Annotated in this window: 9 protein-coding genes; all 9 read left to right on the top strand. The window is 68.2% G+C overall.

What is annotated here, in order from left to right; genetic code table 11:
* Positions 1 to 94: 94 nt before the first annotated feature.
* Positions 95 to 1,042: an electron transfer flavoprotein subunit alpha/FixB family protein gene (locus V6M46_RS07370; RefSeq protein WP_332663366.1), complete on the top strand. Its 948-nt coding sequence runs from the start codon at positions 95 to 97 to the stop codon at positions 1,040 to 1,042.
* A gap of 281 nt (positions 1,043 to 1,323) precedes the next feature.
* The gene (locus tag V6M46_RS07365) at positions 1,324 to 2,964 is read left to right on the top strand and encodes a peptide ABC transporter substrate-binding protein (RefSeq protein ID WP_332663364.1); all 1,641 of its coding nucleotides are present in this window, start codon (positions 1,324 to 1,326) and stop codon (positions 2,962 to 2,964) included.
* 174 nt (positions 2,965 to 3,138) lie between these two features.
* Positions 3,139 to 4,065, top strand: coding sequence for an ABC transporter permease (locus V6M46_RS07360; RefSeq protein WP_332663362.1), 927 nt, complete (start codon positions 3,139 to 3,141; stop codon positions 4,063 to 4,065).
* Positions 4,058 to 5,041: an ABC transporter permease gene (locus V6M46_RS07355; RefSeq protein ID WP_332663360.1), complete on the top strand. Its 984-nt coding sequence runs from the start codon at positions 4,058 to 4,060 to the stop codon at positions 5,039 to 5,041. Before V6M46_RS07360 ends, V6M46_RS07355 begins: the two co-directional genes overlap by 8 nt.
* A complete protein-coding gene (locus tag V6M46_RS07350; RefSeq protein ID WP_332663359.1) occupies positions 5,038 to 6,750 on the top strand; it encodes an ABC transporter ATP-binding protein in 1,713 nt (570 codons plus the stop codon). Before V6M46_RS07355 ends, V6M46_RS07350 begins: the two co-directional genes overlap by 4 nt.
* A gap of 76 nt (positions 6,751 to 6,826) precedes the next feature.
* Positions 6,827 to 8,497, top strand: a complete 1,671-nt coding sequence (locus V6M46_RS07345; RefSeq protein WP_332663357.1) for a S8 family serine peptidase — start codon at positions 6,827 to 6,829, stop codon at positions 8,495 to 8,497.
* A 76-nt stretch (positions 8,498 to 8,573) separates the two neighbouring features.
* The gene (locus V6M46_RS07340; protein WP_332663356.1) at positions 8,574 to 9,224 is read left to right on the top strand and encodes a hypothetical protein; all 651 of its coding nucleotides are present in this window, start codon (positions 8,574 to 8,576) and stop codon (positions 9,222 to 9,224) included.
* On the top strand, positions 9,225 to 10,736 hold the full coding sequence (locus tag V6M46_RS07335; RefSeq protein WP_332663354.1) for a DNA polymerase Y family protein: 1,512 nt from the start codon (positions 9,225 to 9,227) through the stop codon (positions 10,734 to 10,736).
* A gap of 124 nt (positions 10,737 to 10,860) precedes the next feature.
* Positions 10,861 to 13,350, top strand: a 2,490-nt coding sequence (locus V6M46_RS07330) for an error-prone DNA polymerase (protein ID WP_332663353.1), incomplete at its 3' end; no start/stop codon positions are given.

The raw sequence follows: 13,350 nt of genomic DNA, 5'->3' as shown, positions 1-13,350 counted from the left end.
CGCCGGCGAGATCGTCACGGACGAGGGAGACGGCGGCGCCAAGCTCGTCGAGTTCCTCGCCTCCAAGAAGTTCGTCTGAGAAGGGCACTGACACATGACTGAAGTACTCGTTCTGATCGACGCACCCGACGGCAAGGTCACCAAGCCCTCCCTCGAGCTGCTGACGATCGCCCGCCGCATCGGCGAGCCGTCCGCGGTCGTGTTCGGGTCCGCGGACACCGACACGCTCAAGGAGTACGGCGCGGAGAAGATCTACACCTACGACGACGCCGCTTTCGAGGAGTTCCTGGTCGGCCCCAAGGCCGAGGCGCTCGCGCAGCTCGTCACCGACAAGAGCCCGGCTGCCGTGCTCGTCGGCGCCAGCACCGAGGGCAAGGAGATCAGCGCCCGCGTGGCGCTCAAGACCGAGTCCGGCTGGATCAGCGACGCGGTCGACGTCCAGGCCGACGGTGGCTCCATCACCACGACGCAGTCGGTGTTCGCCGGCAACTTCACGGTGAAGGCATCCGTCACCAAGGGCGCGCCGGTCATCACGGTCAAGCCCAACTCGACCGCTCCCGAGGCCGCTCCGGCCGCCGGCGCTGTCGAGGCGGTCAAGGCTGACATCTCCGATGCCGCCAAGACCGCGCGGATCACCTCGTCCAAGCCCAAGGAGGCCTCGGGTCGCCCCGAGCTGACCGAGGCCGCGATCGTGGTGTCGGGCGGACGTGGCACCGGTGGCGACTTCTCCGAGGTCGAGGCGTTCGCCGACTCGCTCGGCGCAGCCGTCGGTGCGTCCCGTGCGGCGGTCGACTCCGGTTGGTACCCGCACTCGTTCCAGGTGGGCCAGACCGGCAAGACCGTGTCGCCGCAGCTCTACGTCGCCAACGGCATCTCCGGTGCGATCCAGCACCGCGCCGGCATGCAGACGTCCAAGACGATCGTCGCGGTCAACAAGGACGACGAGGCGCCGATCTTCGAGCTCGTCGACTTCGGCGTCGTCGGCGACCTCAAGGCCGTCCTGCCCCAGGCCACCGAGGAGATCAACAAGCGCAAGGGCTGACCACCAGCTCACCCGCACGGCGGGTCCGGACCCAACCATGGGACCGGGCCCGCCGTGCTGCGTTCACGGACCTGAGAGTCTCAAGATGCGGGACGACCGTCTGACCCGCGAGAACCACGGTGGATGACCCCTCAGAACTATTGACTTGGAGGACGCGGCATCCCCCTACCTTTTGGTAACACTTTGATTAAGCAGCCCAACATCGCTGTCCGGTGAGCCTGTTCCGGTGATAGTCATAGGGGGCGCGCGCCAGCGTGCACACATAATCACAGGAGGATTCCATGCGACTCACTCGGCGAACTCGCCTTGCGGGTGTGGCGTTGACTGCCGCCGTCAGCCTTACCCTGGCTGCTTGCGGTGGCGGCGACGATGACAAGGGCGGCAGCAGCGACGCCGTCATCACGGTCTATGGCACCAACCCCCAGAACCCGCTGATCCCGACCGCCACGAATGAGGTCGGCGGTGGCGATCCTCTCGACAACCTGTTCTCCGGCCTGGTGGCCTACAACACCGACGGTTCCGTGACCAACGAGGTCGCCGAGTCGATCGAGCCTGACGCGGAGAGCAAGGTCTGGACCGTCACGCTCAAGGACGACCAGAAGTTCACCGACGGGTCGCCCGTCACGGCTGAGTCGTTCGTCAGGGCGTGGAACTACGGCGCCAACCCGGCGAACAAGCAGCTCAACAACTACTTCTTCTACCCGATCGAGGGCACCGACGACATCGGCAACACCGTCGGCGGCGCCGAGGAGCTTTCGGGTCTGAAGGTCGTCGACGACAAGACCTTCACCATCACGCTGAAGGCGTCGGAGTCGGACTTCCCGCTGCGCCTCGGCTACTCGGCCTACTTCCCGGTCCCGGAGACGGCATACGACTCCGCAGGCAAGATCACCAAGGAGTACGGCGAGCGCCCGATCGGCAACGGCCCCTACAAGCTCACGAAGTCGGGCTGGGAGCGCAACAAGCAGATCGCGCTCGAGCCCAACCCGGACTACGAGGGCATCCACAAGGCCAAGAACGGCGGGCTGGTGTTCAAGTTCTACGCCGGCGGCGGCACGGATGCTGCTTACACCGACGTGCAGTCGGGCAACCTCGACGTCCTCGACCAGGTTCCGCCGAGCGCGCTGCCGACGTTCGAGACCGACGGCGACGTCACGGCCTACAACGAGCCGGGCTCGAACTTCTCCTCCTTCACGATCCCGGAGCGCCTCCCGCACTTCGACGGTGAAGAGGGCGAGCTGCGTCGTGCGGCGATCTCGATGGCGATCAACCGACCCGAGATCACCGAGAAGATCTTCAACAAGACTCGTACGCCTGCGACGGACTTCACGTCGCCGGTGCTCGACGGCTGGACCAAGGACGTGGCCGGCAACGAGGTGCTGGAGTTCAACCCCGAGGAGGCCAAGACCAAGTGGGCCGAGGCTGACAAGATCAGCAAGTGGTCGGGCAAGTTCCAGCTCGCCTACAACGCTGACGGCGCCGGCAACAAGGAATTCAGCGAGGCGATGGCCAACCAGCTCAAGAACACGCTGGGCATCGACGCCGAGCCGAAGGTCTACGCCACGTTCGACGAGCTGCGCAAGCAGGTCACCGAGCGCACGATCAAGACGCCGTTCCGTACCGGTTGGCAGGCGGACTACCCGTCGATGCTCAACTACCTCGGACCGATCTACGCGACGGGCGCCGGCTCCAACGACGGCGACTACAGCAACAAGGAGTTCGACAAGCTGATCCAGGATGCGTCCGCCGAGACCGGTGACGCTCGCTACAAGCTGATCGGTGAGGCGCAGTCCATCCTGCTGAAGGACCTGCCCGCGATCCCGCTGTGGTACCAGAACGCCACCGCAGTGACGGCAAAGGACCTCAAGGGGTTCGAGTTCAACTGGAAGCAGAAGCCGGACTACTACAAGCTCACCAAGTAGTCGTCCCGCTGGTGTGACACGGACGGAGGCGGCCCTCGCCGGGCTGCCTCCGTTCGTCCCGCCTAGTCCTTCGGCCGGTCAACCCCGGCCTCACCCCCGGTCATTGCGTTTGCGGAGTACCGTGAAGCGGGGCCGTGTGGGGTCCACGCTTTCACGAACTTCAGGAGATCAATCGTGTGGTGGTACGTCGGCAAACGACTGTTGCAGACCATCCCGGTATTTATCGGCGCTGTCGTCATCCTCTTCCTCCTGCTGCAGCTGAGACAGGGCGATCCGGTGCTCAACCTCGCCGGCAACAAGCCGGTCTCCCAGGAAGTACGCGACGCGATCGCGGCGCAGTACCACCTCGACGATCCGTGGTATGCGCAGATGTTCTACTTCGTCAAAGGCGCAATCACCCTTGATTTCGGCAACACCTTCTCCGGCCAGCCCGTCCTCGACCTGATCAAGGAGACGTTTCCGGTCACGGTGACGTTGGCCGTCATGGCACTGGCCATCGACGCGATCCTCGGCATCGCGATCGGCACGCTGGCCGGCCTCAACCGCAACGGCATCTTCGACTCCTCGGCGCTGGTGGTCTCCCTGCTGCTCATCTCGATCCCGATCTTCGTGGTCGGCTTCGTGATGCAGCTGGTGTTCGGCGTCAAGCTCGGCTGGACCTCGCCAACTGTGGGCGGCGACTGGACGATTCCGGACTTGATACTCCCGGCGATCGTGCTGGCGATCGCCAACTTCGCCTACACGATCCGGCTGACCCGCACCTCGGTCGCCGAGAACCTCAGCGCCGACCACGTCCGCACGGCCCGCGCCAAGGGGCTGGCGGAGTGGGTCGTGGTGCGCAACCACGTGCTGCGCAACTCGCTCGTGCCGGTCGTCACCTACATCGGCATCAACCTCGGCTCGTTGATGGCAGGTGCCGTGATCACCGAGACGATCTTCAACGTTCCCGGCATCGGCAACGCCGCCTACAAGGCGATCCAGCAGGGTGAGACCGCCACGGTGGTGGCGATCGTGACGTTCATGGTCATGGTCTACGTCCTGATGAGCTTGCTGGTCGACCTCCTCTACGCCGTACTCGATCCGAGGATCCGCTATGTATGAGACAGAGCCGGGCACGCGCCCGGGCCAGGAGCGCTTCGTCGCCCCGGTCGACGAGACCCCCTTGCGCGAGATCGACGCCATCGATGTTGACGCAGTACCGGAGAACCAGTGGAAGGAGGCGTGGAAGCGGCTGCGGACCTCAGTCCTGTTCTGGCTGGCGCTGTCGATTCTTGGTGTGATCGCGGCGATGATCTTCTTCCCCACGCTGTTCACAGACGTCTCGCCATCCAAGGCAGAGCTGTCAAAGAGCTTCGATTCGGCTTCCAGTGGGCACCCGTTCGGCTACAACCAGCAGGGCTACGATGTCTGGTCACGCACGGTCCACGGCGCTCGCGCCTCGGTCGCGGTCGGCTTCTTCACCACGATCCTCACGACGATCCTTGGCGTCGTGACCGGCGCGATCGCCGGATACTACGGCCGCTTCGCCGACACCCTGATCTCGCGCACGAGCGACGTCTTCTTCTCGATCCCGCTGCTACTGGCCTCCATCGTGGTCGTCTCGGTGCTCAACAACAGGTTCCCGGACCGTGGTTTCTGGTTGTCGGTCCTCGTGGTCGTGTTGGCGTTGGCCCTGTTCGCCTGGCCACAGATCACCCGCCAGATGCGCGGCGCGGTGCTCGAGACCAAGAACCTGGAGTTCGTCGACGCCGCGACCGCGATCGGCGCGTCCAGGATGAAGAACCTGTGGCGGCACATCGTTCCCAACGCGCTGGCGCCGGTCATTGTGACGGCGACCATCTCGCTCGGCGTGTTCATCGTCGCCGAGACCTCGCTGTCGTTCCTGGGTCTCGGCTTGCCTCAGAGTGTTGCGTCGTGGGGCAATGACCTCTCGGCCGCGCAGACGCAGGTGCGGTCTGGGCAGCACCTCAACGTCATGTATGTTCCGGCGGCTGCGCTCGCGCTCACCGTTCTCGGCTTCATCCTGCTGGGTGAGGCGGTCCGAGAAGCGCTCGACCCGAAGGCGAGGAAGAAGTGAACGGCACGCACCCTCTGCTGGAGGTCAAGGACCTCAGCGTCGGCTTCCGGGCGGGCAAGCAGACCCTCACCGCGGTCGACCACGCCAACCTGACGATCTACCCGGGCCAGACCATCGCGATCGTCGGTGAGTCCGGCTCCGGGAAGTCCACGCTGGCGCATGCGGTCATCGGGTTGCTGCCCGGCAGCGGACGGGTGCTGGGGGGTGACATCCGATTCGACGGCGCCGACATCAGCCAGTCGTCGCGGAGCAAGATCCTCGCGCTCCGCGGTTCCAGCATCGGCCTCGTGCCGCAGGACCCGATGTCCAACCTCAACCCGTTGTGGAAGGTCGGGTCCCAGATCAAGGAGGCCCTCGTCGCCAATGGTGTCGCCACCGGCGCGGCAGCCGACAAGCGGGTCGTCGAGCTGCTCGAGGAGGCTGGCCTGCCCGACGCCGAGCGTCGGGCCCGGCAGTATCCCCACGAGTTCTCCGGCGGCATGCGGCAGCGTGCCCTGATCGCCATGGGGCTCGCGGCGCGGCCCAAGCTGCTGATCGCCGACGAGCCGACCTCGGCACTCGACGTGACGGTGCAGAAGCAGATCCTCGACCATCTCGACCAGCTCACCGACACCCTCGGTGTCGCGGTCATGCTGATCACGCACGACCTCGGCCTCGCGGCCGAGCGGGCGGATCACCTCGTCGTGATGTACCGCGGGCGCGTCGTCGAGTCGGGCCCTGCCCGCGCGATCCTGCAGGCTCCTGAGCATCCCTACACCAAGCGGCTCGTCGCCAAGGCGCCCTCGTTGGCGTCCCAGCGGCTGTCGTCGGTGCGGGCACGCGCCGAGGTGCGCGAGCAGGCCGTGCAGACCGCGGCGGAGATCGCCTCGGAGATCGCCCACAGCGAGGCCGAGTTCGGCGAGGGTCGCAGCGACATCATCGTCGTCGAGAACCTCACCAAGTTCTTCACGCTGCGTGGTGCCAAGCCGTGGCAGAAGGTCGACTTCGCGGCTGTTGACGACGTGTCCTTCCGGCTGCGTCGAGGCACCACCACGGCGATCGTGGGGGAGTCCGGCTCGGGCAAGTCGACGGTCGCCCGCATGGTGCTCGGCCTCCTGCCGCCGTCGTCCGGCAACGTCATCTTCGACGGCAAGAACGTGGGCGAGATCAAGGGCAAGGCGGAGCGGCTCAAGCTGCGCCGCCAGATGCAGCCGGTGTTCCAGAACCCGTACGCCTCCCTCGATCCGCTCTACTCGATCTACCAGTCGATCGAGGAGCCGCTCCGCACCCACGACGTGGGCACCAAGAAGGAGCGCGAGGCCAGGGTCCGTGACCTGCTCGACAAGGTCTCGCTGCCGACCACCGTCATGTCGCGCTATCCCGGCGAGTTGTCGGGTGGCCAACGGCAGCGCGTCGCGATCGCGCGTGCGCTCGCCCTCGAGCCCGAGGTCGTGATCTGCGACGAGGCCGTCTCGGCGCTGGACGTGCTGGTCCAGGCCCAGATCCTCGAGCTGCTCAACGACCTGCAGGCCGAGCTGGGCCTGAGCTACCTGTTCATCACGCACGACCTCGCGGTGGTCCGGCAGATCGCCGACAACGTCGTGGTCATGCAGGACGGCAAGATCGTGGAGGCCGCCCCCGTCATGGAGGTGTTCGACAACCCGCGACAGGACTACACGCGCAAGCTGCTGGACGCCATTCCCGGTGCGTCGATCGAGCTGGGGGCCTGATTGCGCGAATTCGCCACGAAGGCGTGATTCGAGTCGTAGCCTGAAATTCGGGGGACAGCCCTAGAAGGTGTGCGGCATGAGGCGCAGGATTCTCTCCTCCTTGCTGGTGACGTGCTGCGTCCTGGTGCCCACCGTCGCGGCGGCCGGCACCGGGGCGGCGCCGAAGCCTCCGTTCTCGCCGCCATCCGAGGACGCGACGGGGGTCATCGTGTCGACCGCCGGTGCGGTGCCCGATGACGTCGTTCGCAGGGTCTCCGGAATCGTGGGGCGTGGGATCGTGGGCCAGTCGCCGCTGGGTGGTTCCAGGGTGGCGCTGCGCTTCGACCGGCCGCTGACGGCGTCGAGCGTACGCTCCCACAGCGCCGCCCTGGACGCCCTGCCCGGCATGTCGCACCCCAGTCCGGACCTCGTCGCCACGAGCGACTCGGTGCCGAACGACCCGTACTTCCCGAAGCAGACCAACCTGTGGTCGTCGGCGCCTCCGGCGACCAACTACAGCGTCGACGCGCCGACGATCTGGGACGCCACGCTGGGCAGCAAGTCGGTCGTCGTGGCGGTGGTCGACGGCGGCATCGTGGCGCACCCGGACCTGGCGAACCAGACGGTGCCGGGCTACGACCTGATCGCCGACTACCGCAACGCCAACGACGGGGACGGGCGCGACCCGAACGCCGCGGATCCGGGCAACGGTTCGAACGGGACATACTGCTCGGCCCATCCCAGCAGCTGGCACGGCTCGCACGTGGCCGGCATCATCGGTGCGATCGGGAACAACGGGATCGGCATCTCCGGCATCGCGCCGGGAGTGACACTTCAGCCCGTACGTGTCGTGGGTCAGTGCGGTGCCTCGATCTCGGACATCATCGCCGGCATCCGCTGGGCGTCGGGAGGCTATGTACCCGGCGTGCCCACCAACAACACGCCGGCCGACGTCATCAACGTCTCGCTCTCCAGCACGGTCAGCGACAACACGTGCCCGCAGGCGTACCAGGACGTGGTCAACGAGGCGCGATCCCGCGGCGCGGTGGTCGTCGTGTCGGCCGGCAACCAGGGCACGTCGTTCCTCACGCGTACGCCGGCGAACTGCGCGGGTGTGCTGTCCGTGGGGGCGACCGATGTCGACGGCAGCCCCACGAGCTACACCAACGCAGGGACGACGATCGGGATGATGGCGCAGGGCGGGGAGGCCGGCGAAGGCCAGGGCATCTGGTCGACCGTCGACGCCGGAACGGCCGGGCCCGTCCAGTCGACGTACGGTCAGAAGGCCGGGACGTCGATGGCGGCCCCGTCGGTCTCCGCAGTGGCCGGGCTGGTCTTCTCCTTGGGCAACTTCACGAACGACCAGGTCGTGCAGGTGCTGAAGGAGGCCGCGGTGACGCCACCCGAGCTCGATGGCTACTACACCTGCATCTCGCACGACGGATCGGGGCGCAGCGTCTGCGGCGCGGGCATCCTCAGCGTCACGGCGATCCCGGCCCCGGTCGGGCGTCCGGTGCTGGTGGGTGGCACGACGGTCGGTAGCACGGTGTCGTTCACGCCGGGCCGGTGGAACGGTCACCCCGACACGGTGACGTTCCAGTGGCTGCGCAACGGATCGGCGATCACGGGCGCGACCGGCACGTCGTACGTGCTGACCCGCGCGGATCTCGGGCGCACCCTGACGGTACGGTCGACGGCGCACACGCAGGGTTACCCCGACTTCTCCAGTTCCTCGTACGCCAAGGCGATCCCCAAGACGCGTCGCTGAGTGGCGCTTCGCCGGTGTGTCGAAGTAGTCCCTGCGGCGGATTGACTCCATCGAACACATGTTCGAAGATGGATGAATGACCGTAGCCCCCGACCCGACGCTGGACGAGCTGCGCGCCCGGGTCAACCAGATGCAGGGCCGCCCGGCCGCACAACCCGTCGCGACGCACCCGGCCTTCGCCGGACTGCTGCAATTGCAGACCGGATCGAGCTATGGCGTCGACTCGGCGAGCCTCGCGATGGCCCTCATGGCCGGGCCGTCGGCCGATGGTGCCTGGTGCGGTGTGGTGGGCTCGGCGGAGTTCGGGCTCGAGGCCGCCGCGGCCGCCGGAGTCGACCTGCGGCGGACGATCCTGGTGCCCGATCCGGGCGAGGCCTGGCTCGAGGTCACGGCCGCGCTGATCGACGTGCTGGGTGTCGTCGTGGTGGCTGCGCCCTCGCAGGCATCCGGCAAGGACGTCAGCCGCATCAGCGCCCGGCTGCGCCAACGTGGAAGCGTCCTCATCACCTACGGCGACTGGCCGCGTTGCGACGCCCGGCTGTCGTTGCGTGACGCCGAGTGGGTCGGCCTGGGTCGTGGGCACGGACACCTGCAGGCGCGCCGGGTCACGGTCGAGGTCCGCCGCGGCACGGGTCCGGCCCGCACGGGACGGCTGTGGCTGCCCGATCGCGCCCAGGTCATCCGCCGGGTCGACGTCGAACCCACCCGGCTGCGGAGCGTGAGCTAGGTGTCCGGCCGGACCATGGTGCTGTGGGCGCCGGACTGGCCGATCGTCGCGGTCGACAGCTCGGCCTCGACGCCCGCGGCGGTGCTCCACAAGGGCCAGGTGCTGGCCTGCTCGCAGGCCGCGCGCGCCGAGGGCGTACGCCGGGGCATGCGCCGGCGCGATGCCCAGTCGCGGTGCCCGGACCTGGTCCTGCACGACTACAACCCCGATGCCGATGCGCGGGCCTTCGAGGCGGTGCTGACCGCGATCGAGGAGCTCAGCCCCGGCGTGGCGCCGCTGCGGCCCGGGCTCTGCGCCATCAACGTGCCGGCCCGGTTCTACGGCGGCGAGGCCGAGGCGGCGGCGACCATCGCCGAGCGGCTCGTACGCCTGGGGGTGTGGGACGTACGCGCGGGCATCGCCGACGGGCTCTTCGCCGCCGAGCAGGCCGCCCGCCGGGCACTCGCGCAGGACAGCCTCGTCGTCCCACCCGGCGGATCGGCCCAGTTCCTGCGCGACCTGCCGATCGATGCGCTCGACGACGCGTCGATCGTCGGACTGCTGAGGCGCATGGGGTTGCTGACCCTGGGCGACTTCGCCGCGTTGTCGCCCGCCGACGTGCACACCCGCTTCGGCACACATGGCGAGCTCCTGCACCGCATGGCGCGTGGCCTCAACCCCCAGCCGATCAGCAGGCGGCAGGTGCCGCCGGAGTTCGAGGCGACCCTGCTGCTGGAGCCGCCGCTCGACCTGGCCGAGCAGATCGCGTTCAGCGTGCGCACGACCGCCGAGAAGTTCGTCACCGACCTGGCCGGCCACGGGCTGGTGTGCACGACGGTCCTGATCGAGGTCGACACCGACGGCTCGCTGGCGACGTCCCGGCGGTGGATGCATCCGCGCTGGTTCGGACCGACCGACCTGGTCGACCGGGTCCGCTGGCAGCTGCAGGTCGCGGGTGCGATCAAGGCACCGGTCGACGCCGTACGCCTGATTCCCGAGGTCACCGAGCCGCTGGGCGATCATGCCGACAGCCTCTTCGGCGGCGGCCCCGACGAACGGGTCGAGCGCGGGGTGGCGCGGGTGCAGAGCATCGTCGGCCACGAGGCGGTCGTCTCGGTCTCGGTCCAGGGCGGACGCGGGCCCGCCGAGCGACAGCTGCTCGCGCCGTGGGGTGAGCGTCCGGTGGCGGCCCGGGCGGTGGGGCTGCCGTGGCCCGGCAGCCTGCCGCCTCCCGCCCCGGCGACGGTCTACACCGAGCCGCAGCAGGCGATGGTCGTCGGCGCCGAAGGGCAGGCCATCGGCGTCACCGGACGCGGCATGGTCACGGGGGAGCCGGCGCGGTTCCGTGCCGCAGCGGGCCAGGACTGGCAGCCCGTGGCGTCGTGGGCCGGGCCGTGGCCGGTCGACGACCAGTGGTGGGACGAGGTCGCCGCGCGCCGCATCGCCCGCTTCCAGGTCGTCGGCGTCGACGGCAGCGCATACCTGATGATCGTCGAGGGCGGCCACTGGTGGATCGAGGCCAAATATGATTAGTGGCCTCACCCCTCGTTGTGCTTTGGACGTCGTGCGCATTCGAGCCGGACAGCTTGCGTCCTGCCCATGTCATCCCCGCGTTGCGCACGGTCATGGTTACGAGGACAGGAAGGTCCAGTAGGTCATGGGGTGGAACAACCCGGACATCTCGTGGCGCGAGCTCGAACGACGGTTGTCGGGGCGACCCTCGCCGGCCGACGAGGCACCCACGAGCAAGCGCAAGCGGCGCAAGACCGAGCCCAAGGTGCTCAGGCGGCCCGAGGGTCCCGTCGTGCCCTACGCCGAGCTGCACTGCCACAGCAACTTCAGCTTCCTCGACGGGGCGAGTGGTCCCGACGAGCTGGTCGAGGAGGCGATCAGCCTGGGTCTGCACGGGCTGGCGCTGACGGATCACGACGGCTTCTACGGCGCGCCGCGGTTCGCCGAGGAGGCGGTCAAGTATCAAGATGCCGGGCTCAAGACGATCTTCGGCGCCGAGCTGTCGATCGGCCTGAGCAGGCCACAGAACGGCACCGCCGATCCCGAGGGCAGCCACCTGCTCGTGCTCGCGCGCGGGGTCGAGGGCTATCACCGACTCGCCGCCGCGATGACCGACGCGCACTTCCGCGGCGACGAGAAGGGCCGGCCCGTCTACGACCTCGAGCAGCTCGCCGAGCGGGGCCGCGACCACTGGCTGATCCTCACCGGGTGCCGCAAGGGTCACGTACGCCAGGGGCTCGCCGCCGGCGGGCTCGACGAGGCGGCGAGAGCCCTCGACCGGCTCACCGCGCTGTTCGGCCTCGACAACGTCGTCGTCGAGCTGATCGACCACGGCTTCCCGGCCGACAGCGTCACCAACGACGCCCTTGCCGAGCTCGCCGCGATGCACGGCCTGCCGACGGTCGCGACCAACAACGTGCACTTCGCCAAGCCCGCCGCGCGCCAGCTCGCTGCCGCGATGTCGGCGGTCCGCGCCCGCCGCAGCCTCACCGACATGGACGGTTGGCTGCCGGCCACCGGCGCGGCGCACCTGCGGTCCGGCGCCGAGATGCATCGGCTGTTCCGTCGCCACCCGGGCGCTGTCGAGCGTACCGTCGCGATCGCCGACGAGCTCGCCTTCGACCTGCGGGCCGCGACGCCGAAGCTGCCCCACCGCGGCATCCCCGAGGGCCACACCGCGATGAGCTACCTGCGGGAGCTGGCCGAGCAGGGCATCCGCGAGCGTTACGCCCACAACCCCGACGAGGCTCGCCAACGCATCGACCGTGAGCTCAAGGTCATCGAGGAGAAGGACTTCCCGGGCTACTTCCTGATCGTCCGCGACATCGTCAAGGAGGCCAGGCGGCGCAAGATCCTGTGCCAGGGCCGGGGTTCCTCGGCCAACTCGGCGCTCTGCTACGCGCTCGGCATCACGGCGGTCGACTCGATCTTCTACAACCTGCCGTTCGAGCGGTTCCTCGCCACGACGCGCGAGGAGGAGCCCGACATCGACGTCGACTTTGACTCCGACCGGCGTGAGGAGGTCATCCAATGGGTCTATGAGACCTACGGGCGGCACAACGCCGCGCAGGTCGCCAACGTCATCAGCTACCGGCCACGTTCGGCCGTACGCGATGCGGCCAAGGCGCTGGGCTATTCGCCCGGTCAGCAGGATGCGTGGTCCAAGCAGATCGATGCGTGGAGCGCGATCTCGACCGACGAGACCTCGGACGTGCCCCGGCAGGTCGTGTCCCTGGCCCAGCAGCTGCTCCGCGGGCCCCGGCACCTCGGCATCCATTCCGGCGGCATGATCCTCACCGAGCGGCCCATCGGCGAGGTCTGCCCGATCGAGCGGGGACGCATGGACAACCGCACGGTCCTGCAGTGGGACAAGGACGCATGCGAGTGGATGGGGCTGGTCAAGTTCGACCTGCTCGGCCTCGGCATGCTCGGCGCGCTCGACCACACGATGCGGATCGTCGCGGAGCACCTGGGCGAGGAGTGGGACCTCGCCACGATGCCCAAGGAGGAGCCCGCGGTCTACGACATGCTGTGCCGGGCCGACTCGATCGGGGTGTTCCAGGTCGAGAGCCGGGCGCAGATCGGCACGCTGCCGCGGCTGCAGCCCCGGTCCTACTACGACCTCGCGATCGAGATCGCGCTGATCCGGCCCGGCCCGATCCAGGGCGGAGCAGTGCATCCCTACATCCGGCGGGCCACGGGACGGGAGCCGGTCACGTACGCCCACCCTGTGCTCAAGGAGGTGCTCGAGCGTACGCTCGGCGTCCCGCTGTTCCAGGAGCAGCTCATGCAGATGGCGATCAAGCTGGGCGGGTGCACCGGCGACGAGGCCGACCTGCTGCGCCGGGCGATGGGCTCCAAGCGCGGCATCGAGCGTATCGAGTCGCTGCGACTCAAGCTCTACGAAGGCATGGCCGGCCACGGCATCACGGGGGAGGAGGCCGATGCGATCTACCTCAAGATCCAGTCGTTCGCCAACTTCGGCTTCGCCGAGAGCCACGCGTTGAGCTTTGCGCTGCTGGTCTATGCCAGCTCGTGGCTCAAGCTGCACTATCCCGCGGCGTTCCTCGCGGCGCTGCTGCGCAACCAGCCGATGGGCTTCTACTCGCCGCAGTCGCTCGTGACCGACGCCCGG

This window comes from Aeromicrobium sp. (assembly GCF_036676885.1).
Lineage (GTDB): Bacteria > Actinomycetota > Actinomycetes > Propionibacteriales > Nocardioidaceae > Aeromicrobium.
This window is presented reverse-complemented; position numbering and strand designations above follow the sequence as displayed.

Bases quoted from the DNA above. Each gene is read 5' to 3' on its own strand.
- V6M46_RS07365 (WP_332663364.1), top strand. From the start codon at position 1,324: ATGCGACTCACTCGGCGAACTCGCCTTGCGGGTGTGGCGTTGACTGCC.
- V6M46_RS07340 (WP_332663356.1), top strand. From the start codon at position 8,574: ATGACCGTAGCCCCCGACCCGACGCTGGACGAGCTGCGCGCCCGGGTC.
- V6M46_RS07355 (WP_332663360.1), top strand. From the start codon at position 4,058: ATGTATGAGACAGAGCCGGGCACGCGCCCGGGCCAGGAGCGCTTCGTC.
- V6M46_RS07370 (WP_332663366.1), top strand. From the start codon at position 95: ATGACTGAAGTACTCGTTCTGATCGACGCACCCGACGGCAAGGTCACC.
- V6M46_RS07345 (WP_332663357.1), top strand. From the start codon at position 6,827: ATGAGGCGCAGGATTCTCTCCTCCTTGCTGGTGACGTGCTGCGTCCTG.